This window comes from Pseudarthrobacter raffinosi (assembly GCF_023913835.1).
GTDB classification, from domain to species: Bacteria; Actinomycetota; Actinomycetes; order Actinomycetales; family Micrococcaceae; genus Arthrobacter; species Arthrobacter raffinosi.
Window position 1 is genome coordinate 15,387 of the sequence record NZ_JAMXBG010000009.1, and the last position, 20,908, is coordinate 36,294.

Below are 20,908 nucleotides of genomic sequence, written 5' to 3' on the forward strand. Positions count from 1 at the left end.
CTTGGCCGGCTGGCTGGATGCACCACGGTGTGCGCAGCCCACTGGCTTCCATATGAGGAGAAACTATTATGCCTACCCCCGCTAAGGGTCCGCGCCTCGGAGGCGGAGCGGCTCACGAGCGTCTTATGCTCGCGAACCTGTCCGCCGCACTGTTCGAGCACAAGCGGATCACCACCACGGTGACCAAGGCCAAGCGACTGAAGCCGTACGCCGAGCGTCTGGTGACTTTCGCCAAGCGTGGCGACCTGGCTTCCCGCCGCCGTGTACTCGGCCTGATCAGCAACAAGGGCATCGTCCACGAGCTGTTCACCGACATTGCACAGGCAGTGGAGAACCGCGACGGCGGCTACACCCGCATCACCAAGATCGGCAACCGCAAGGGCGACAACGCTCCCATGGCTGTCATCGAACTGGTTCTCGAGCCGGTTTCCGCCAAGCAGGCTGTTGTGGCCGAGGCTACCCAGGCTGCCGCCAAGGCTGCTCCGGTTGCTGAAGAAGCTCCGGTTGTTGAAACTGACGAAACCGAAGCTCCCGAGGCTCCTGAAGCTGAGACGGAAGCTGCAACCGAAGAGGCTCCGGCCAAGAAGGCTGCCAAGGCTCCCGCTGCTAAGAAGAAGGACGAGGACGAAGCGAAGTAATTCGCCAATTCCGTCGCATAGACTTATGTCTATGAACCACCAAAAACCCGCTGCCCCCGTTTTGGGGGGCGGCGGGTTTTTGCGTGTCCGGTTTGATTTATCGTACGACGGCGGCCCCTTCAATGGGTGGGCCGTGCAGCCGGGATTGCGGACCGTCCAAGGGATCCTGGAAGAGGCGCTGGCGCTGTTGATCCGCCGGCCCATCCGGGTCACGGTGGCGGGGCGTACCGACGCGGGCGTGCACGCCCGCGGCCAGGTGGTCCACCTGGACCTGACCGAGGCCGAGTGGCTGGAGCTGCCGCGCGGGCACGAACTGGATCCCGCCGTCGCGTTCCAACGGCGGATTCGCGGTGCCCTCAGCAGGGGGCTGGGCGACCTGACCGGTGCCATCGAGGTTCACCTGGTGTCCTTGGCGCCTGTGGGGTTTGACGCCCGCTTCTCTGCGCTGTGGCGGCGCTACAGCTACCGCATCGCGGACGGTCCTGCCCTTTGGGATCCGCTCGAACGGTACTTCACGCTTTGGCACCAATGCCCCCTGGACGTGGACCTGCTGAACGAAGGTGCAGCGCAGCTGCTGGGGCTGCAGAACTTCCTGTCCTACTGCAAGCCGCGGGAGGGTGCCACCACCGTCCGCGAGCTGCAGCGGTTCGAATTCCACCGCGGTGAGGACGGCGTTATTGTGGCCACCGTCCAGGCCGATGCTTTCTGCCACAACATGGTGCGCTCCCTGGTTGGTTCGGCGCTGTTCGTGGGGGAGGGCATCGAGGAGCCGGGGTGGCTGCATGAGCGGCTGCTGGCCAAGAAGCGTGACGCCAAGTCCGTCCTGGCCGCCCCGCACCCTCTGGTCCTTGAAGAAGTGGCCTACCCGTCAGACGACGAGATGCTGGCCCGTGCCGAGCTGACAAGGGCAGTCCGCAAGCACTGAGCCCGAGCTCAACCAGCGGGGACCGGCTCAACCTCCGGCTTCGACGGGCAGGGTCATGGTGAACGTGCTTCCGCCGCCCAGGGCACTGGCGCAGGCGATGGCACCGCCGTGGCGTTCCAGGATGGTTTTGGTGATGGAGAGGCCCAAGCCGGCTCCCGGAATGGCAGCGTCCCGGGCAGACTCCGCACGGAAGAACCGGCTGAAAACCTTGGCCGCATCCTCCGGCGCCATGCCCATCCCGGTGTCCCGAACAACAAGCTTGACCCAGTCGTCGGTGCCGGCCGCGCTGATGGTTACTGTGCCGCCGTCGGGCGAGTATTTGATGGCATTCGACACCAGGTTGTCCAGTGCCTGGCCGATCCGCAGCGGGTCGGCATAGGCCCAGAGCGGTGAGGGCACGTCGGCCACCAGGGCTACGGCTGACCGCTCCGCGTGTGCCTGGGCTGAGCCGATGCTGGTCTCCACCAGGCCGGAAATGTCGGTGCGTTTCGGGTGGACGTTCAGGGCGGCGGACGCTTCGAGCGTCAGGTCCGAGACCAGGGCAAGCAGCCGTTCGGAGTTTCGCTGGACCACCTCCAGCCGATGGACCGTAACGTCGGGAAGTCCGTCGCTGTCCTCGAGCACCAGGTCGATGTTGCCCAGGATGGAATTCAGCGGCGACCGGAATTCGTGGGAGACGTTCGAGACCAGTTCCTCGTTCGCGGCCATGGCTTCAACCAGCCCCGTGACGTCGCTGTAGACGACCACCGCTCCGGTGAGGCGGCCGCCGTCGTCCATTAACGGCCTGGCGGCGGTGGACACCGCGCGCTGCTGCGGGACATCGCCGATCCAGACGAGATAGTCCGCGAAAGATTCACCCTCAATGGCGCGCCGGAGGGGACGCTTGTCCGGCGGGAGGGGAGTCACTTTGTCCTGGGCGAAGACCCGTTGTTCGCCGTGGTCGGCAGGCACGACGCCGGCGGGTGCGGCGGTTTGCTGCCAACGCCGCATCATGTTGTTGGCCAGCAGCTGGTCACCGTGCGAATCTACGGCAACAATGCCGACGTCGGTGGCGTCCAGGATGGTCATCAGGAGTTTCTCGCGTTCCCGGCTCGCGGCGAGCAGCTCCCGCAGCTCCTGGCCCATGGCTTGCAGCTCGCGCTGCTGGACGCGCATGTTGACGCTGGCGAAACGGATCGCGAGTGAGACAGCAAGCATCACCAGCGGGAAAAGAATGAGCGCCGTGATGTCGGCAGCCGTGAGGTTGGGCAATTTCGGGGCTGTTGAGGGAACCATGATCAGGAGCGGTCCCAGAGCGCTCAGTACAAGGCTGGTACGGACCAGCATCCCGGAAGCGGCGAGCCAGATAACCGGAAACACCACCAGGATTGCCAGTCCCGGCAGGAGCGGCGCGGCGCCGTTGCGGAGGAGTCCCACTGCGAGAAGGTCCAGCACTGGAATGATCAGATAGGCACTATGGCGCATGCGCTCCCAGGGCGTCAGGAAACATGCCAGAAAGAGGACGGCGTGCAGTCCCAGTCCGGCCAGGTAGAGGGGGCTGGACAGCAGCGATGGCCATGTGAAGGGCGTCATCACGCCGAGGATGACGACAATGAGCGACAGCGGAAGCTGGCACAGTGCCACCTGGGTGCGAGGGCCGAGCTTCCTGAAATAGAGGGCAACTCCCCGCGGCGAGGGACGTCGAGCCATACGGAGTCTCCAACTTTCCTGACGGTCCCCATTCCGTCCCCAATGATTTGATGCAGCCGAATATCTGAACGCTGAGGTAATCAGCCCTCCGAATCCTAATCTGCTGCGTTGTCATGGTAATTGACTTTCCAAAACTAAACGCCGGAACGCGTGTCATCCACCGTTCATACTTGTACCGTATAGAGAGTTGGAGTGGATGAGGGGATTAGCGCTGGGCTGATGGGGACCTCTTCCACCTGGCAACAGGGATAGACATGGACGATCTTGGGGTAGCTGTAGTAATTGAAGACGACGCCGATGTGCGGAACCTCCTTGAAGGAGTGCTGCGCCAGGCAGGCTTTGAGGTCCATACTGCCGCCGAAGGGCGGGAGGGCGTAGAAGTGGTACGACATAACAAGGCCCAGGTGGTCACGCTGGACATCGGTCTCCCGGACATTGACGGTTTTGAGGTTCTGCGGCGAATCCGCTCCTTCAGCGATGCCTATGTAGTTATGCTGACGGGCCGTACCGAGGAACCAGACCTACTCTCAGCCCTGAACGCCGGGGCAGATGACTACATCGCCAAACCCTTCAGGCCGCGTGAACTCCGGGCCAGGGTGGCGGCCATGATGCGCAGGCCGCGCCATGAGGTCACCGGTCCACCCCAGGCAGCTGCATGGGCCGAGCCTCCGGCCGCGCCGGCGACCTTCACCCACGCGGGAGTTCTCCAGCACAACGGGCTCATTCTGAACTACCGGACCCGCACGGTGGTGATTGGCGAGGTCAACCTCGGACTCACGCGCAGCGAGTTCGACCTCCTGCACACTTTGCTCCGCGGCGAGGGGGCGGTGTGTACGCGGTCCGATCTGGTGCGAGCAGTCCGCGGTGACCTTTACGAGCCCGATGCGTATATCAGTGAGGCCGACGAGCGGGCCGTGGAAGTCCACGTCGGGAACCTTCGCCGCAAGCTCCGGGAGGATCCGCAGTCACCGCGCTGGCTTCAGACGGTGCGGGGAGTGGGCTACCGACTCGCACCAACAAGGACCGACCTGCAGGGCTGGCCGGGGGCTGGACACTGAAGGGTTAGTCGTTTTTCAGGATGTACTTCGCTTGGAGTTCTGAGACTGTACGCACTCCGTGCTCGGCCAGGGTTGCCAGCAGTGCCTGGCCTTGGACGAAGTCGCCGCGGCGGATGGCATCCTCCAGTGCTTGAGCCAGGACTGACAAACGGATCCCGCCCACCATGGCTGAAGCGATCCGCAGGCTGATGACGGCGTCCAAAGCAATGGGGCGGTCCTCGGTGTGGACCGCTGCCGCCAGCCGGCTGAAGCGCTGGTCCCACAAAGACGCGTAATCGCGGGCGAATCCAAGGGCAAGTTCGGGGCCGTCCAGATCTGCCTCCAGTTCCGCCAGGATGTCCGGCTCGACCCAGCGCGCTGGCTCTTCGCCCCTCATCGGCAGGCCAGCGCCCACGCCCGCATCAGCCCCCGCGGCCGACGGCTCGGCAGGGACACCCCCTCTGCTGGAGGTGAGATGTGGACTATCCATGCTTCAAGGCTACTTCCTGTAGTTATGTGAGAGCCCATGTTCAGTAGATCCTGTGGAAACCTTGAGTCATCCTTGCATCAGATATCCCGGGGCTATTTCCCGCTGAATGTGACAACCGTGTTGATAACCGCTGGCCCCAGAATGGCAATGAAGAGCACGGGAAAAATAAAGAACAGCAGGGGAAAGAGGATCATCACAGGCAGTTTCATGGCCTTTTCCTCGGCACGTTGGCGGCGTTTTACGCGCATCACCTTGGCCTGGATCCGCAGGACCCGGCTGATGGCGATGCCATAGGTGTCGGCCTGGACCACAGCCTGGACGAAGCTCCGAAGTTCCGGGATGTTGGTCCGCTCGGCCAGTGCCTGATACGACTCACGCCGGCTGCGGCCCACCTGCATGTCCTGCAAGGTACGCACCAGCTCTTCTGCCAGCGGTCCCTTGCCGTTTTCGCCGGCGCGGGCCATGGCCCCTTCGAAGCCAAGACCCGCCTCCACGGAAATCAGCATCTGGTCCAGTGTGTTGGCCAGTTCCAGCTGCATAACCTTCTGGCGTTCCTTGCCCTTGCTGTAGAGCAAGAGGTCCGGGATGAAATAGCCGAGGAACAGCAGGAAGATCCCGGCGAGCTTCATGACGGGCGTGGTGCCCACTGCACTCAGATAAAGGCCGAGGGACGCGCCCGCAACACCGAGGGCTATCTTGGCACCAAGAACCTTTTCGAGGGGCATGGACAGCGGCCTGCCGGCGAGTGACAGCAAGCGATCGAGCTTGCGGACATAGGCCGGGGGAGTCACACGGTAACCGATCCCTGCCAGGAAGCCTCCGGATTGTTTCTCCGGTGCTTCGGCAGTTTGGCGCCCCCGGGTGAGGATGGCGACGGTGGCAGTCCGCGCCTTCCGGTCGACGGACAGGATGGACCAGGCCAGGTAGCCGACGGGAACCGAAACCAGCAGGAGCGAGGAAATTACTAGCGGGCTCATGTCGCCTCAGAACTTCAGATCAATGATTTTGCGCATCCACAGGCTGCCAATCGTCATCAGCACAACCGACGCACCGATCATGCCCCACCCGAGCGGGTGTGTGAACATCGAGTTCATATAGCCAGGATTCACGGTCATCAGCATCATCACGATGCCGAACGGCATTGCAATGAGAATGTAGGCCGAGAACTTACCCTCCGCGGCAAGGGACTTGATGTGCCCCTTAATTTCGGAACGCTCCCGGATGGTCTCATTCACTTGGTCCAGCACCTCCGCCAGGTTGCCGCCCACTTCTCGGTTGATCTGGATGGCCTGGGCAATCCAAACGAAGTCCTCGTTCTGCATGCGCTCAGAGGTATCAGTCAGTGAGGCGAGCAGGTCACGGCCAAGGCTCGTCTCGGTGATGACGCGCCGCATTTCCTCCGACGTGGGGCTCTGGGATTCGGCGGCTGCGGCGTCGATGGCCCGGAGGATGCTGTGGCCTGCCCGCAGGCCGCCGGAGAGCAGCTGCAGGGTGTCGCCGAGTTGTTCATCGAACTTGGCGCGCCGTTTGCCGGCGCGGAAGCCCAGCACAAGGTTGCCCACGAACGGCGCCAGGACAACGAGCAGGACGGAGATGGCAGGAACACCCATGACGAGCCCAACCAGGGCGCCCACGGTGGCGCCGGCGATGACCAGCACCATGTACTCAGTCTGGCTCAGCCGGAGTCCTGCATTTTCCAGAGCTTCGCGGTTGTAGAGACGGACGTTCCTGGTGCCCAGGAATCGGCCCAGGCCACCCACGGTGGCGTCCGATAACCGGCTAAGGTTCGACGGCGGATCCGCCTCAAAGGGCCGGCGCCTGTCTTGCGCGATGTCGGGCGTCCGCGGCAGCACCAGAGCCAGTCCCACCATGATAGGGGCGAGGAACAGGAGCGCGGCTCCAATGATGATCAGCATGGTGTCCTAAGCCTTTCCGGTGCCAGCCGGACCCGGACCAGCAGGGGTGGCGAACACGGAAGGTGATACATGGATTCCTAGGTCCTCGAAGCGGTCGATGAAGCGCGGCCGGATGCCGGTGGCCACGGGTTTGCCCAGGAAGCGCCCGTGTTGGTCAACGCCGGCGGAGTAGTCGAAGACGAAGGCGTCCTGGAGGGTGACAATGTCCCCTTCCATGCCTTGGACCTCAGTGACGTGGGTGATCCGCCGGGAACCGTCACGCAGGCGTGAGATCTGGACAATCAGGTTCACGGCGGATGCGATCTGCTCCCGGATGGCCCGCAGCGGCAAGTCCATTCCGGCCATGAGTACCAGCGTTTCCAGGCGGGCAACAGCGTCTCGCGGGGAGTTGGAGTGGACCGTGGAGAGGGAACCGTCGTGGCCGGTATTCATGGCCTGGAGCATGTCCAACGATTCGCCGCCACGGACCTCACCCACCACAATGCGGTCCGGGCGCATACGCAGGGAGTTGCGGAGCAGTTCGCGGATGGTCACTTCGCCTTTGCCCTCGGTGTTCGGCGGCCGGCTCTCGAGCCTGACCACGTGGTCCTGCTGGATCTGCAGTTCCACGGCGTCCTCGATGGTGACAATCCGTTCGTTGGCCGGCAGAAAGGAAGAAAGCACGTTGAGCAGGGTGGTCTTGCCGGTGCCCGTTCCGCCCGACACGATGATGTTCAGCTTGGCCTTGACGCACGCGTCAAGGAGTTCCGCCATCTCCGGCGTCAGGGTGCCGAAATCGATGAGGTTCCGGACCGTCAGCGGGACCTTGCTGAATTTACGGATGGTCAGCGAGGAGCCGCCCACGGCCAGCGGCGGGATCACGGCGTTGACGCGCGAGCCATCCTCCAACCGGGCATCCACCAAGGGAGAGGACTCGTCGATGCGACGGCCCACCTTGGAGACGATGCGTTCGATGACCTTGCGCAGGTGCTGCTCGGAGCTGAAGCGCGAGTCCGCCAGGGTGAGGTGGCCTTTACGCTCCACGTAGATCTGGTCCATGCGGTTGACCATGATCTCAGTGACGTCGGGGTCATCCAGCAGCCGCTGCAGCGGACCGTAACCCAGGACGTCGTCAGCGACGTCCTGGACAAGGCGCGTCCGCTCCTCGGCCGAAAGGGGAACCTGCTCGGCATCAATGATGCGTGTCAGTTCTTCCCGCGCCGAGGTTTTCAGTTCGTGTTCGGTGATCCCGGAGTCGTTGAACCGCGCACCTAGGCGCTCGAACAGAGCGGTGGCGGCCCTTTCCTTGAGCGCGGCGAAAACGTCCACGGGCTTTAGGGGTTTCGACCGCGTCTCTTCCGGATGCGCGTGGGCAGGAACGACGACGGCGGGCGGTGCCGCCGTCGTACCTTGTCCGGGGGGCTGGTCAAACCACTGCACGTGCTGGGCGGAAATTTCCGGGCGCGGCTGAGGGAGCGCGGGCGCTGACGCCTTTGCGGATGCAGGCTGGACAATTGGCTGTGTTTTGGCTTGGGCGGCGCTGATGCGCTCTGAGAGTTTCATTTAGACCACTACCCTTCGGTGCAGTTTGCGCTGCGATTTTGCCCGCCACGCCGGGTTGAAGCGTTCTACGAGCTGGTTGAGGCCTCTAATTGCCGGATCTTTCACCGTCTCCTGGAGCACTGGGACCCCGCGGTTGGTGGACAGGGCCACCGCGCGGGAACGCGGGATACTCACGTCAACAGGCGCACCGATGGTGGATTCGAGGTCCTGGACGGTAAGTCCCGTCTTGGAGTCGGCCATGTTCAGCACCACGTGCCGCGTCTCTGGGAGGATATCCAGCTGGCGCAGGACGTCCAGCCCCGAACGCAATCCACGGACGCTCGGAATGTCCATGCCGCTGACCCACACCACGTCGGTGCACTTTTCCATGGCTGCGAGCCCGATTTCCGGCAGTCCTGGCGCGGTGTCCACGACGACGTACTGGAACTGCTCTGACAGCTGTTCGATCAGTCGCCCAATCTGGTCCGGTGTAATTTGGTCTGCGTCCACGGGTGTTGTGGGAGCGCAAAGCGCATAGATGCTGCCCGGATGGACCGTGAGGAAGGCCTTGAGGACCAGGGAATCCTGGCTCGCGGCGGGAGACACTGCATCCGTCACGGTGTGCGCTGGGTCCAAGTACAGCCCGGAAGCGACATCTCCGAACTGGAGATCCAGGTCGACGATCACGACGCTCATGGGAGCGATTTTGCCCAGCCCGATGGCGATGTTGGTGGCGATGGTGGTTTTACCCACGCCGCCTTTGGGCGAGAAGACGCCGATTACCAGGCCCTTGTTGCTTTCAGCGACCTGCTGGGGTGCAAGTGTGCGGTGGCGGCTGGCGTACGTCTGGCTGGCGCGCTCCAAGAGGACCCGCAGTTGGGCGGCGTCCGAACCGGGGGCGGCGATGTCGGTGATGCCTGCCCGCATGGCGTGCAGAAGGAATTCGGGTTCGGGTTCGGCGACCACAATCACGGCGAGCTCCGGAAAACTGACGCTCAGGACAGTAGCGAAACGTAGTGCGTCGTCCAAAGGAACTTCGGGCCCCAGGATCAGGACCTCCGGCTGTTCCTGGTCCAGGCTCGCGAAGAGCTGCTGTGGGTCAGCGGGGAGCGAACTCGTGGCGAAGGTTTGCACGCCGCCGTGTAGGCCGCCAGCCACTGCCTCGCGGAGCCGGGCATCGAAGCCGGTATCAGGGGTGATGAGAACGAAGCGGCTCATTTGTAGAGGTCCTGCCGGGTCATAACGCGGGGTCCGCCGTCCTGCGCGTCGAGGGGTTCCCGGCTGAGCCAAATGGAGGCGTATTCGGCCGCGAAAACGATCTTGCTTGAGTTCACGTCGTTTACGGCTACCGTGACCATGAGCATCCCAGTGGGTAGGTTCACGTCCTGCGGGTTGGGCTGGGCGGGGTCGGTTGCTGCGGGCGTGGGTTTTGCGGCTGTTGCTTCTGGCGCCCGCTGGACTGCCGTGACCAGGGCTTTGTGAATCGAGAGCTGGACCGTTTCCTTGTCCGCCTTTGCCTCGAGCCCGCCGTTGGGCAGGGAGATGAAGATGCCTACGGTGTCTCCGGGTGCCAGCCGGCCGCCTACAACGCGCTGAGGTTCAAGCTGGAAAGTGACTTCCTGCAGGCCTTCAGGCACGGGCACGGAGCCAGAGGTCTTCAATTCTTCGGGGGAAACCAGGCGTTCAGCCAGAAGCTGCTCACCGGGGACCAGGTCTGCGGCAGTTACCTTCCCAACCGCTCCGTCCAGGGTGTTCAGCGCTGTTTTTGCGACGGCGGTGCCAGGCAGCTCCTTGAGGGCAACCGAAGCTTTCAACGTCTCCGCCGAGGAGCCCGCGGGCACTGCTGTGGTAACAACGAGGACTCCCACGGGGTCCAGACCGCTGACTGCACGCTGGTCTGCGCCCTGGGCGTAGCTGACAACGATGACCGCTCCGACAATGGCCAACAGGACTGCCACCACACCTGCCAACAAACGTGACTTCACTGAGTGCTCCTGTGTGTATCAAAAATCATGGTGTTCTATGGACTAATTGCTGAGCGCTACGACGGTGGCACCGTCCGGGTTTATGGGGCCTAGGGTGTATCCGGCTGCCAAGGAGACGTGCCTGACGAACGTGCCGATGATGCCGCGGCATGGTTCCCGGCATTCAAGGGCTGCGGGGACGTCCGGCGCCCGGTTGCGGAAGGTGTAGGGGAGGCCGGTGTTGCCGACCTTCCACCCAGCCACTCTGAATGCGGCGAAGGTTGTGAGCTTGAAAACGGCATTCGTTCCGGAGCCGGTCACTTTGTTGAAGATTGGCAGCAGGATGACGACGTCCTTTCCCGCGTTCATGTCCGCAGCCCACGCGTTCAGGGTGGCTTCGCAGTGGGGTGGGGCATTGTTACCGGTGTCGCCGCCCGCAGTGCTGGTCGCGATATCGATGATGGCGCCACACTCGCCGGGATCCTGCTTGAGGCCGCCGAAGCCGCCCTCCACTGCTGCGCCGGACGGACCGTAATTGCAGTCGGCGTTGGCGTTCTTTCCATGCAACTGAAGGAGCTGCATCACGTTCGTGCTGTCGCGGACCTGGCAGATGGACACGGTGACGGGAAAGGGCGTGGGTCCTTTGATGGGGCTGCCCCACTTGACCGTTGCCGGGGCGTTGACCTCGGCAGTGTTCATGCCCAGGGTCCGTGCGAAGAAGAGGGAAACCTCGTTGGGGGAATGGCCGGCTTCCTGCGCAGACGCCGTCACGGTTACCGTCCGGGCGGATGTGTCCAGGACCGTGGACTTGATGTTGCTGAGGCCATCGTTGGCGTTGCTGCTGGTGAGGGATGCAGCGAGGGTAGACGTTGCGGAGCAGCCCGGATCGCTGGCGCTCGCGGCGCATCTTTGTGCAATGGCCAGTGCGGCAGCGTCGGCTCCGTTGCGGAGCTGTGTCCGTTCGGCGTAGAGCATGCTCACATCCACGGCGATGGCGCCGAACCCCAAAAGAGCCACGAGCATGAAGGCGACGATGACGCTCACGGCGCCGCGTTCGCCGTCGTTCTTTCGCTTCGATGGAGTCAGCCGCCGCATAGCATGGCGCCCTTTCCAGTCATCGCGAACGGGCCGGCTATTCCTGTCATGGTGGACAGGCTGTAGGTGATGGTGATTGTCATACGGTTGCCCGGTGCGCAGGTGGCGGTGCCCGTATCGAGATTCTTGAAGGCGATATTTGTGTCCACCAACGATGGCTGAAGCGCTATCGCCGTGTTCTTGGCCGCAGTCCGGGCATCCGACTGAATGCCAGATATGGCCATGACCCGGACCCCTTCACGAGCGGCGGCTGAGAGTGAGGCCTGGGCGTTGTACGCCCGGCTGAACTCCATGATGCCCAGGAGCAGCATGACCAAGAGGGGCGCCACGATCGCAAACTCGACCGCGACGGCTCCACGCTCGGATGCCCGTGACATGTGGGTAGCCCTTCGGTCGTATTGCTATGGCGGGGGAAAAGCTGAGTGGCGGCGGCTGAATGCCGCCGCCACTCTCACGTTGTGCTGGGCGCCACAGGAGATCAGGCGAGGGGCCTTACTTGGAGCAGCTGCCGGCAACTGTTGCAGTGGCTGCCGTGTAAGCACCGCCCTTGACGCTGCAAGCAACGCCGTTGAAGGTTTCGGTAAGGGTCGTGCCGAGGAGGGTCACAGCGACGATGATGACGACTGCGATGAGCGCGACCATGATGCCGTATTCGACGGCGGTGGCGCCCTTTTCTTCACTGCGAAGGCGGATCATGAGGTTGGTGTGGAGAGAAAGCATGGGGACTCCTGAGCGAGTTTTGGGTGGCTGGTCCTGCACCAGCTCAACCACGAAACTAGCAACTCTTGATGCAATGTTGATGAGAACTTGCAGCATCCTGCGCCAAGACTTCTTCGGTTGCGCCTTTCCTTGCCTTTCCCTTTGTAAGTCCTGTGCTAATGCTGCGAAATGGTGTTTAGTCGGACACGCAAACGGACCCCCTCGGTTCTGGGTGCCGAGGGGGTCCGGTATTTGGGGCGCCGTGGCGCGGTGAGGTGCTGGCTGTGATGTCAGGCTATGGCATTCCGAGAGCGGTCTTGAGGGCGGTGGTCATACCCAGGTAGTGGACGTTGAGAGCCTGGCCGAAGGCCGTCACGCCCAGGATGATTGCCAGAGCCAGGAACGAAAGCAGGATCCCGTACTCCGTGGAGGTGGCTCCGCGTTGGTCGTAACCCAGAGCCCTGAGTGTGCTGGCGAGCCGTGCGAACTGGCTGGTGAGCTGACGGAACATAGATCCCCTAAGAAAAAGCGGCCATGATCTGGAGCACGGCTGGCCCCAGCAAGACGATAAACAACGTGGGCAAGATGAAGAAAATCAGTGGAAACAGCATCTTGACGGGCATCTTCATTGCATGCTCTTCCGCCCGCTGCCGCCGCTTGATGCGCATATCCTTGGCTTGCATCTTGAGCACGCCCGCAATGGCAATGCCGTAGGTGTCTGCTTGGACGACTGCCCGGATGAAGCTGCGTACATCCGGAACATCCACCCTCTCTGACAGCGCCAGATAGGCTTCCTTCCGGGACCGGCCAACCTGGATGTCCTGCAGCGTCCTGATCAGCTCATCGGCGAGCGGTCCCCGGCCGTTTTCACCGGCACGGCCCATTGCAGTCTCGAAACCGAGGCCGGCCTGAACCGAGATCAGCATCTGGTCCAGTGCATTGGGCAGTTCCAACCTGATTTCCTCACGGCGCTTCTGCGCCCGGTTGCGAATGAGAATGTCCGGGACGAAGTAACACAATGCGGCGATACCGATGCAGAGCATGAACCGTCCGGCGGAAGGTGCTCCCAGGAACACGAGCAGCCCCAGCATCGCTCCGCCGAAGGCGAGCATGGGCTTGACCATGATGACTCGGGCCAGCGGCCATTGCTTGGGCCGCCCAGCTCCTGCCAACTGCTTGTCAAGCCACGCTTCGTAGCTGTGGGGGGTCACACGGCGGGAAAGGGCAGTAACCCGCTCATTGACATTTAAGGATTGGACGGCCTGGTTCGGCCGCCTGCCGAGATTGGCTTGAATATTGCGGAGCCCTGCCCGGTCTCCCGTGAATGCAAGCCAGATCATGCCGGAAATCGGGAGAACTATGGCCAGGATGGCCGCCAGCGCTATGGGTTGCATTTCTTCCGCCCCCTAGTATTTCGGCTTAATGATGCGGCTGAGCCAAAGCCCGCCGATGGACAGAAGGAGGATGGCTGCGCCAACCATGACGAAACCGACAACCGTGGTGGTGAATACGCGAGCGTAAGTCGGATTAAAGATCACCAGGCCGATAAACATCAGAATTGGCAATGCCATCAGGACGAGCGCCGAAATACGGCCCTCGGCACTCAGCGCCCGGACTTGGCCTCGGACTTGATTCCGATCCCGGATTGTTTCGCCCACGTGGTCGAGGACTTCGGCGAGATCGCCGCCTACTTCCCTGTGGATCTCGATTGCTTGGGCGATCCAGTAGAAGTCTTCGCTGGCAGTTCTGCGGGCCACATCGGCTAACGATTCTCCCAAATCGCGGCCGATTCTGGTTTCATTGACAACTCGGCTCAGTTCCTCGGCCATCGGTCCCTCGTTCTCCTGCGCAGCCGCATCGATGGCCCTCAGGAGGCTATGGCCGGCGCGGAGGCCACCGGCGAACATCTGGAGGGTGTCCGGCACCTGGTCGTCGAACTTCCGGCGACGGCGCGAGATGAGCATATTCAGGAGGAGATACAGCAGGAACGGGGCCAGGAGCAACGACAGGATGCTGATGCCCAGGCCGCCAAGGAAGAAGCCCATAACCGTGGCCACCAGCGTGACCGCCCCAGCCATCAAAAGGTAGTCGCCAGGTTCCTTGTTGAGGCCAGCCTGCTCCAATCTTTCGCGGCTGAGTATGCCCGTGGGACGCTTCTTGAGGCTACGGTTGAGCGCTCCCACAGCCTGGTCTGTCAGCCGGGTCAGACTGGAAGTGTAATGCACGGCGTCAGGGCGTCTTCTTGAGAGGGGAACACCTGCCCTGCCCTTCAGGACCACTCCGAATACCAGGCCGAGGGAGAGGTAAATCAGGAAAAGCCCGGCCATCAATATGCCCAGAGGCAGGTCTGTGGCCATGACTACCGACCCCTTACCGGCTGGGCCCCGAAAACGTGGGGTGAGATCTTGATACCAAGCTCGACGAACCTGTCCGTGAAGCGCGGCCTCACACCGGTGGGGATCGGCTTGCCGAGGAACCGGCCGTTGGCGTCCACACCAGCCGAATAGTCGAAGACGAAGGCGTCCTGCAGGGTGACGATTTCACCTTCCATTCCCTGGACTTCCGTGATGTGCGTAACCCGGCGGGTACCGTCCCGTAGCCTGGAGATGTGGACGATGAGGTTCACAGCGGAGGCCACCTGTTCACGGACTGCCCGGAGTGGAATGTCCATGCCAGCCATCAGCACCAGAGTCTCCAGACGCGCGATGGCATCCCTGGGGGAGTTAGCGTGGACGGTGGAAAGCGATCCGTCGTGTCCGGTGTTCATTGCCTGGAGCATGTCCAGACATTCACCGCCGCGGACTTCGCCCACGACAATGCGGTCAGGACGCATTCGGAGGGAGTTCCGGACGAGGTCCCGGATGGCAACTTCGCCTTTGCCTTCGATGTTTGGCGGCCGGCTCTCCAACCTCACTACGTGGTCCTGCTGCAGTTGGAGCTCAACCGCGTCCTCAATTGTCACGATGCGGTCCGAATCCGGAATGAAGGAAGATAGGGCATTGAGCAAAGTGGTTTTGCCAGTGCCCGTACCTCCGGAGACGATGATGTTCATGCGCGCCAGGACACATGCCTGGAGCAGCTCAGCCATCTCCGGGGAAAGACTGCCGTACGCGATCAGTTTCTGGACAGTCAATGCATCGCGCCCGAATTTTCGGATGGTGAGCGCGGGTCCGTTTACCGCCAACGGAGGAATGATCGCGTTGACACGGGAACCGTCTGCCAGCCGGGCATCAACGAGCGGCGATGATTCGTCGATTCGACGTCCAACCTTGGAAACAATCCGTTCAATGACGCGGCGCAGCGCATCGTCTGATGCGAACTTCGTGTCTGTCATGAAGAGCTTGCCGTCGCGTTCCACATACACCTGGTCAAAGCGGTTCACCATGACTTCGGTGACGGAGGGGTCGTCGAGAAACCGCTGGATTGGGCCGTGGCCCAGCACATCGTCGATGATCTCGCGGATCAGCCTCTGACGTTCCGTCGATGACAACGGGACTTGTTCCTCGTCGACGACGATCTTGAGTTCGTCCTTCACATATTGATGGAGTTCTGCCTCCTCAAGTGAAGAGTCAGTGATACGCGCGCCGAGGCGTTCGTAAAGCGCCTGGCTGGCGCGCTCCTTGAGGGCGCTGAGCGCGCCGCTGGCAACCGCCGCCGTCTGCGTCAGTTCAACCTGGTCCACGGCATTGGCGGTCTCTGCCGTCTTTGCCTCGTGGATGCGGCCAAGCGTCACTGGCTCAGCGGGGCCTGCCGAAGCTGTGAACGGGTTCGGCGGTATCGCTTCAACGAGGGCTGCTGGTGGTTCCGTGCCGCGCACTTTCTCGAGCCTGCGTGAGAGGTTCACTGGACTACCGCCCTTCGGTGCAATTTCTTATGAGGTCTGGCTTCCCAATTGGGTTTGAAACGGTCCACGAGCTGCCGGAGTCCTTTTGCCGCGGGGTCCCGGCCGCCGTCCTGAAGGACCGGAACACCCTTGTTGGTGGAGAATGGAAGACTTCGTGACCGCGGCAGCACTACATCGACCGGCGCCCCGATAGTTGCTTCCACGTCCTGCAGCGTCAAGCCTGTGCGGCGGTCAGCCATGTTGAGTACTACGTGCCGGCGTTCTGGCAGGAGATTCAGTTCGGCAAGGATCTGGCTGCCGGTGCGGAGGCCTCGGATACTTGGAATGTCCATCCCGCAGATCCACACTGCGTCCGAGGCCAGATCCAGGGTTGCAAGAACGTGTTCGCCCAGCCCTGGGGCAGTGTCAACCACTACGTACTGGAATTCCTGTCGCAATTGGCTCAGGAGGTGGCTCACGTTCTCACCCGTGATCCGATCCATTTCCACAGGATTCCTCGGCGCGCAAAGGGCATAAATCCCCGCCGAGTGCACGCTGAGGTAGGTCTTGAGAACCATTGAGTCCTGGCTGGCGGCACCCACCACTGCATCAGTGATGGTGTACTCCGGTTCCAGCATGAGGCCACTGGCAACATCGCCAAACTGGAGGTCGAGATCCACAATCACTACGCCCATGGGGGCGAATTGGCCTAAGCCAACGGCGATGTTGGTCGCAACGGTGGTCTTGCCCACGCCACCTTTCGGGGAGATGACGGCTATAATGCGTCCGCCCTCGGCGTGTTCGTGGTGTTCTGAGCTGCTCGGCGCGAGGCCGCGGCGACGACCCGCTGAAGCGAGGCTGGCCCGCTCCACGATGATCCGGATATGAGCGATTTCCGCTGCCGGGTCCAGGAGATCCCTGATGCCCGCCCGCATGGCTTGGATAGCGATATTCGACGACTCTCCGGCGACCAGAATCATGCTTATCTCGGGGTACTGGAGATCCATGACTGAAGCGAATTTCAGGGCGTCATCCTCCGGCAATCCTGGCCCCAGGATGAAAACCTCGGGGGGTTCCCCCAGGAGCTGCTTGAGGACCTCCTCGGGACCTTGAGGGAGGTAATCGGCCTGGAAGTACTGTAAGGACCCTGGCATCCCGGAGGTGGCCATCCGGACGCGGCGTTCGAAATCGGAGTTCGGCGTGATGAGAACAAACCGGCTCATCGGAACACCTTCGTCTTATCCACGACGCCGGTGTTTCCTTCGCTGGCTTCAGCTGGTTCCTTGGACAGATAGATTTTGCCGAATTCCACTGCGTAGACCAGCCGCTCAGCTTCGACTGAGTTGCGGGCGACCGTAATGAGGTACGTGCCGTCGCTTTGGCTGTTCTTATCGGAGTTCAGCGAGCCCTCGGATTGGTTTCCTTGCGCAGCATCCGGCTGCGCGGCGGTGCCGTTGCTGAACTGGGCCGCCGTGACCAGGACCTTGTGGAAGGTGAGCTGCGTGCCGGCCGACTGGGTTGACGTGTCGCCTGAACCGTTGGTGGAGGTCTCCTGGAGCGATATGAAGATGCCGACTGTGTCGCCTGCGGTGATCTTGCCCCCAACCACGCGCTCGATGGGCAATTTGATCGAGATCTCCTGCATCCCGTCCGGTACCGCGACCCTTGAGGGCCCCAGGAACGAATCGGCATCCACCATCCGGCTGTTGAGGAGTTGCTCACCCGGGACCAATGAGACGGCGGTAACCTTCGTACCGAGATCCTCAACATTGGTGACCGTGCCTTCGGTCAGGGTGGACTTCGGGAGCGGTTTTTTGGCGATGGAGTCGCCGAGTTCGCTGCCGGGTGTTCCGGCGGGGATGGCTTTCTGAACCACGTAGACTTCAGTGGTCTCCGTGCCCGCCATTGCCCGTTGATCTGCGCTTTGAACATATGTGATGAGCAGGACTGTGCCGATTATTGCAACGAGTAGCGCGGCGATGCCTCCCAGTAGGCGTGTTTTCAATTTCTCCCCTTAGATAATTTCTTACTTGATCAGCCCGATGACAACGACGTTGCCGGTGGGTGTGGTTGAGCCTCCGGTGAAGAGGCCCGGATCTGCGGAATACCCAACAAAGGTTCCGTAGAGGCCTTTCTGACTCCCGGAGAAGACGCTGGTCGGGTCATACTTGGCCTGACCGGTAAAGCTCCATGCCTGGAGCTTGAAGCCTGCCCATTTTTCGATGTAGTACTGCACGCTGCTGCCGTTGCATGAGCCGAACTGCGCTGCGGGCATTCCCTTGCAGGTGTACTTGTATACCGGCAGGGCGACGGTCGAATTGGCCAGTGTGGGATTGAGAGCCGGGTTAAAGAGGTCCATGCAACCGTTGGGAACGGCCCCGCCAGCGCTGGTGAGGCTCCACTGGCCAACCTCGGCCGTCACCTTGCAGCCGACGTTTCCATCGGGCTGTAGCCAAGCGAAGCCACCGGGAATGATCTGGTTTGACGGATTTAGCCCGTTGCAGTCCTGGGCGCCACCCCCACCACCTTGAGTGAGGATTTTGTGGGGCATCCCGTCTTCGTTGAATTCGCACGTAGCGAAGGTCAATGGAAGAACTGTGATGCCCTTGGTGGGATAGAGCCACTTGGCAGTGGCAGTGGCGCCCACAGTGGCCGCCGGAGCATCCAGGACGCTCGCGAACATCTTGCTGAGGAAGCCGGCATTCGTGGTTCCGTCCTTTGTTGATGTTGTTACCGAGACCTCGCCCGGCACCGACAGGTCCACGGACTGAACTGTCGACTTGGTGTCGTTGGAGTTGCTGTTGGCGAGCGCAGCCGCCAGGGCCTCCGCGTCGGTCTGAGTGCAGCCGCCCGCGTCTTTGCAAAGATCCATTCCGGCCAAGGCGCCGGCATCAGCAGCGTTCTGGAGCTGGGCCCGCTCAGCATAGATCTGCCCGACATCGACTGCCAGGGCGCCTGCCCCAATCATTGCCAGCATCATGAGCGCCACCAGGACGCCGGCCGCTCCACGTTCTGGCGATTCAGGGTCAGTCACTATCCGCCGCATCGCATGGCTCCTACTCCGGTAAGGGTCACTGAACTTCCAAACAGCCCGGTCATTGTTGCCGACGTGTAGGTGATGGTTACTTTCATGGTGGTATTCGGGGTGCAAGCAGCGGGCGCGAATGTGTACCCGAAGGATCCAGTAAGTCCGGGTGCCCCCGCCACTGCCGCCGCCTTTGCATCCGTTTGATTGTTCTTAACGGCCATCGTCCGAGCTGCTTCGCGGGCCGCCTGCGTCACAGAGATCTGGGCGTTGTAGGCGTGAGCGAATTCGACGATCCCAGTGATGAGAGCCAGCAGCAGAGGCGCAACCAAGGCAAACTCGACGGCGACGGCGCCACGGCTCTTGTGGTCCGTGCTTTCCTTGCAGGTCTTCTTCAACGGATCCCCCGAGGATGGTTGGAAAGTTTCGAAGTGTGCCGTGCACTCAGGCACGGCACACTTGCGGAAGGTTTCGACTACCAGGTACCGACTGTGGAGCCAAGAGTCGAGAACCAGTTGTTCAGAGCGGTACCGAAGGCGGTCACGCCAATAATGATGAGCAATGCAATGAACGCAACGAGAAGTGAATATTCAGTGGCGGTAGCGCCCTTTTCAGATGCGGTACGTTCCTTGATGCCGGCAACGAAGGCGAGCAAGGAGGCCATTAGTGCAGTCATTTGAGTTCCTTTTTCAGTGAAATTGGTGCCGATGCGTAGTGTCGGTCAATCGCCCCAGTCGATCGATTGGTTGCAGCGCGGGGTTTGATCCTGGGCACTGCGTGAGCCGAAGTGTGCCGTGCCTTATCCCAAGTGAACTGACCCGGCACACTTCGGGTGTGTGTTTTTTACCAGGTTCCGACTCGAGATCCGAGGGTTGAGAACCAGTTGTTGAGCGCGGTGCCGAAGGCGGTAACGCCAATGATGATGAGCAAGGCGATGAACGCAACGAGGAGCGAGTACTCCGTCGCAGTTGCGCCTTTTTCTGAGCTGAAGCGGTCCTTGACTCCGGAAACAAAGGCAAGAACGGAGACCATGAGTGCAGTCATTTTGGATTCCTTAATTCGGTGAAATTGATGTGGATTATTTCAACGAATTTCCAGCGGCCCCCATGATTCCTTAGCTGCTGGACTTTCGCTAGCTAAAGAATTGCACCGCGGCACAGGGCCAACAATGCGTAGTGGTACTCGACTTTTTGCTGGCTATTGTTCGGGCGTACGCGACGACCGATTTCGAGTACTCAGTTTTTGGCTTGTGTCAGTACTTGGGGCGGTCCGTTGTGGTCCGCCCGGGAGCATCCCGGAGTCCGGGTCAGCTCAACCTGAGACGAGGGAGAGTGCAACTGTCGTTGCAAGCATTGATGGGCCGAAGGCCACTTCTGTCGGCCTATTGGCCCGCTTCAACCTCAGCATCAGGGCGGACGCAATTCCTCCAAGAATGAAGCCAAGCAGGCCGCCGTAGAGCAAGTGGCTCCAGCCCAAGTACCCCAAGTAGAGGCCGACCGGGCCCGCCAGCTTTACGTCTCCCATTCCGATGCCCTGAGGAGAGATTAGGCCCAGAATCAGGTAGATGACGAACAGGATTGCACCGCCGGCCACGGCTCGAACGACGTCGCTCCAGGGTTCCCCAGCAATCGTAGATGCCGAAAGGAGAATGAGGCCGCCGAATAGAAGGGCCAATACCAGCTGATTCGGCAGCAGATGAAGTGAAATATCAATTCGTGCCAGCTGGATTCCCAGTATGGCGAGAAGCATAAATGCCGGCAGCTGCGCGTCATTCCCGAACCGGAGCGCAAAGGCGATGCAGACCGCTGCGGTGACAGCCGCCGTCGTCATCCTTGTGCGCACGCCAGGCAGCGGGCCGACGCGGGGGAGCAGTCTGGCAATAAGCAGCTCAGCTAACGGTGAGAGAATGAGTCCCAAGAGACCGATGGCGGCCACGAACAGTGGTCCTGCTGAGCCGGCGGCGCCCCAAGAAGTCACTGCATCCCCTGCTTACGTCGGGCCGGCAGACTAATGGATGAGTGTCCGGCTACCCCATTTTGACCCTGAGGCCCGGTTCAAGCTAACATTGGTAGTCGTTGTGCGTGTC

General features: G+C 61.6%; 24 protein-coding genes. 3 read left to right on the top strand and 21 right to left on the bottom strand.

Annotated elements, in window-relative coordinates; genetic code table 11:
* Nucleotides 1–68 precede the first annotated feature (68 nt).
* Complete coding sequence (rplQ, locus tag NG697_RS10555; RefSeq protein WP_252614132.1) at nt 69–638, top strand: 50S ribosomal protein L17; 570 nt, start codon at nt 69–71, stop codon at nt 636–638.
* A 31-nt stretch (nt 639–669) separates the two neighbouring features.
* The gene (locus NG697_RS10560; protein WP_252614134.1) at nt 670–1,563 is read left to right on the top strand and encodes a tRNA pseudouridine synthase A; all 894 of its coding nucleotides are present in this window, start codon (nt 670–672) and stop codon (nt 1,561–1,563) included.
* Between the two features lie 27 nt (nt 1,564–1,590).
* On the opposite strand, the gene NG697_RS10565 is transcribed toward NG697_RS10560, so the two are convergent.
* Nucleotides 1,591–3,252, bottom strand: a complete 1,662-nt coding sequence (locus tag NG697_RS10565) for a sensor histidine kinase (RefSeq protein WP_252614135.1) — start codon at nt 3,250–3,252, stop codon at nt 1,591–1,593.
* A gap of 254 nt (nt 3,253–3,506) precedes the next feature.
* On the opposite strand from NG697_RS10565, the gene NG697_RS10570 reads away from it, so the two are divergent.
* Nucleotides 3,507–4,310 carry a response regulator transcription factor gene (locus NG697_RS10570; protein ID WP_252614136.1) on the top strand — a complete coding sequence of 268 codons (804 nt, stop codon included), beginning with the start codon at nt 3,507–3,509 and terminating at the stop codon, nt 4,308–4,310.
* A gap of 4 nt (nt 4,311–4,314) precedes the next feature.
* On the opposite strand, the gene NG697_RS10575 is transcribed toward NG697_RS10570, so the two are convergent.
* The 20 genes from NG697_RS10575 to NG697_RS10670 all read right to left on the bottom strand — a co-directional run bounded on the left by NG697_RS10575 (nt 4,315) and on the right by NG697_RS10670 (nt 20,757).
* Nucleotides 4,315–4,779, bottom strand: a complete 465-nt coding sequence (locus NG697_RS10575; protein WP_252614137.1) for an Hpt domain-containing protein — start codon at nt 4,777–4,779, stop codon at nt 4,315–4,317.
* A gap of 92 nt (nt 4,780–4,871) precedes the next feature.
* Nucleotides 4,872–5,756 carry a type II secretion system F family protein gene (locus NG697_RS10580; protein ID WP_252614139.1) on the bottom strand — a complete coding sequence of 295 codons (885 nt, stop codon included), beginning with the start codon at nt 5,754–5,756 and terminating at the stop codon, nt 4,872–4,874.
* A 6-nt stretch (nt 5,757–5,762) separates the two neighbouring features.
* Nucleotides 5,763–6,695: a type II secretion system F family protein gene (locus NG697_RS10585; RefSeq protein ID WP_252614140.1), complete on the bottom strand. Its 933-nt coding sequence runs from the start codon at nt 6,693–6,695 to the stop codon at nt 5,763–5,765.
* Nucleotides 6,696–6,701: 6 nt separating this feature from the next.
* Nucleotides 6,702–8,237, bottom strand: coding sequence for a TadA family conjugal transfer-associated ATPase (locus NG697_RS10590; protein ID WP_252614142.1), 1,536 nt, complete (start codon nt 8,235–8,237; stop codon nt 6,702–6,704).
* Complete coding sequence (locus NG697_RS10595) at nt 8,238–9,434, bottom strand: CpaE/TadZ family protein (RefSeq protein WP_252614144.1); 1,197 nt, start codon at nt 9,432–9,434, stop codon at nt 8,238–8,240. It abuts the gene before it with no gap.
* Entirely contained in the window at nt 9,431–10,201 is a 771-nt protein-coding gene (gene cpaB, locus NG697_RS10600) for a Flp pilus assembly protein CpaB (protein WP_252614145.1), read from the bottom strand. Before cpaB (NG697_RS10600) ends, NG697_RS10595 begins: the two co-directional genes overlap by 4 nt.
* 42 nt (nt 10,202–10,243) lie before the next feature.
* Complete coding sequence (locus tag NG697_RS10605; RefSeq protein WP_252614146.1) at nt 10,244–11,275, bottom strand: pilus assembly protein TadG-related protein; 1,032 nt, start codon at nt 11,273–11,275, stop codon at nt 10,244–10,246.
* A complete protein-coding gene (locus NG697_RS10610; protein ID WP_252614147.1) occupies nt 11,263–11,652 on the bottom strand; it encodes a TadE/TadG family type IV pilus assembly protein in 390 nt (129 codons plus the stop codon). The genes NG697_RS10605 and NG697_RS10610 overlap by 13 nt, the downstream gene beginning before the upstream one ends.
* Before the next feature lie 115 nt (nt 11,653–11,767).
* A complete protein-coding gene (locus NG697_RS10615; RefSeq protein ID WP_252614149.1) occupies nt 11,768–11,995 on the bottom strand; it encodes a Flp family type IVb pilin in 228 nt (75 codons plus the stop codon).
* A 274-nt stretch (nt 11,996–12,269) separates the two neighbouring features.
* Entirely contained in the window at nt 12,270–12,485 is a 216-nt protein-coding gene (locus tag NG697_RS10620; RefSeq protein WP_252614150.1) for a Flp family type IVb pilin, read from the bottom strand.
* A gap of 7 nt (nt 12,486–12,492) precedes the next feature.
* Nucleotides 12,493–13,368, bottom strand: a complete 876-nt coding sequence (locus NG697_RS10625; protein ID WP_252614151.1) for a type II secretion system F family protein — start codon at nt 13,366–13,368, stop codon at nt 12,493–12,495.
* Nucleotides 13,369–13,380: 12 nt separating this feature from the next.
* Nucleotides 13,381–14,331 carry a type II secretion system F family protein gene (locus tag NG697_RS10630; protein ID WP_252614152.1) on the bottom strand — a complete coding sequence of 317 codons (951 nt, stop codon included), beginning with the start codon at nt 14,329–14,331 and terminating at the stop codon, nt 13,381–13,383.
* 2 nt (nt 14,332–14,333) lie between these two features.
* Complete coding sequence (locus NG697_RS10635; protein ID WP_374209917.1) at nt 14,334–15,818, bottom strand: TadA family conjugal transfer-associated ATPase; 1,485 nt, start codon at nt 15,816–15,818, stop codon at nt 14,334–14,336.
* Nucleotides 15,815–17,020 carry a CpaE/TadZ family protein gene (locus NG697_RS10640; RefSeq protein WP_252614153.1) on the bottom strand — a complete coding sequence of 402 codons (1,206 nt, stop codon included), beginning with the start codon at nt 17,018–17,020 and terminating at the stop codon, nt 15,815–15,817. Before NG697_RS10640 ends, NG697_RS10635 begins: the two co-directional genes overlap by 4 nt.
* Nucleotides 17,017–17,802 (bottom strand): Flp pilus assembly protein CpaB, encoded by a 786-nt coding sequence (gene cpaB, locus NG697_RS10645; protein ID WP_252614154.1) that lies wholly within the window; start codon nt 17,800–17,802, stop codon nt 17,017–17,019. The genes NG697_RS10640 and cpaB (NG697_RS10645) overlap by 4 nt, the downstream gene beginning before the upstream one ends.
* Before the next feature lie 21 nt (nt 17,803–17,823).
* Nucleotides 17,824–18,831 carry a pilus assembly protein TadG-related protein gene (locus tag NG697_RS10650; RefSeq protein WP_252614156.1) on the bottom strand — a complete coding sequence of 336 codons (1,008 nt, stop codon included), beginning with the start codon at nt 18,829–18,831 and terminating at the stop codon, nt 17,824–17,826.
* Nucleotides 18,831–19,220, bottom strand: coding sequence for a TadE family protein (locus tag NG697_RS10655; protein ID WP_252614158.1), 390 nt, complete (start codon nt 19,218–19,220; stop codon nt 18,831–18,833). The genes NG697_RS10650 and NG697_RS10655 overlap by 1 nt, the downstream gene beginning before the upstream one ends.
* A 77-nt stretch (nt 19,221–19,297) precedes the next feature.
* Complete coding sequence (locus NG697_RS10660) at nt 19,298–19,498, bottom strand: Flp family type IVb pilin (RefSeq protein WP_252614159.1); 201 nt, start codon at nt 19,496–19,498, stop codon at nt 19,298–19,300.
* Between the two features lie 167 nt (nt 19,499–19,665).
* Complete coding sequence (locus NG697_RS10665) at nt 19,666–19,866, bottom strand: Flp family type IVb pilin (RefSeq protein ID WP_252614161.1); 201 nt, start codon at nt 19,864–19,866, stop codon at nt 19,666–19,668.
* 267 nt (nt 19,867–20,133) lie between these two features.
* A complete protein-coding gene (locus NG697_RS10670; RefSeq protein ID WP_252614162.1) occupies nt 20,134–20,757 on the bottom strand; it encodes a prepilin peptidase in 624 nt (207 codons plus the stop codon).
* Nucleotides 20,758–20,908 lie beyond the last annotated feature (151 nt).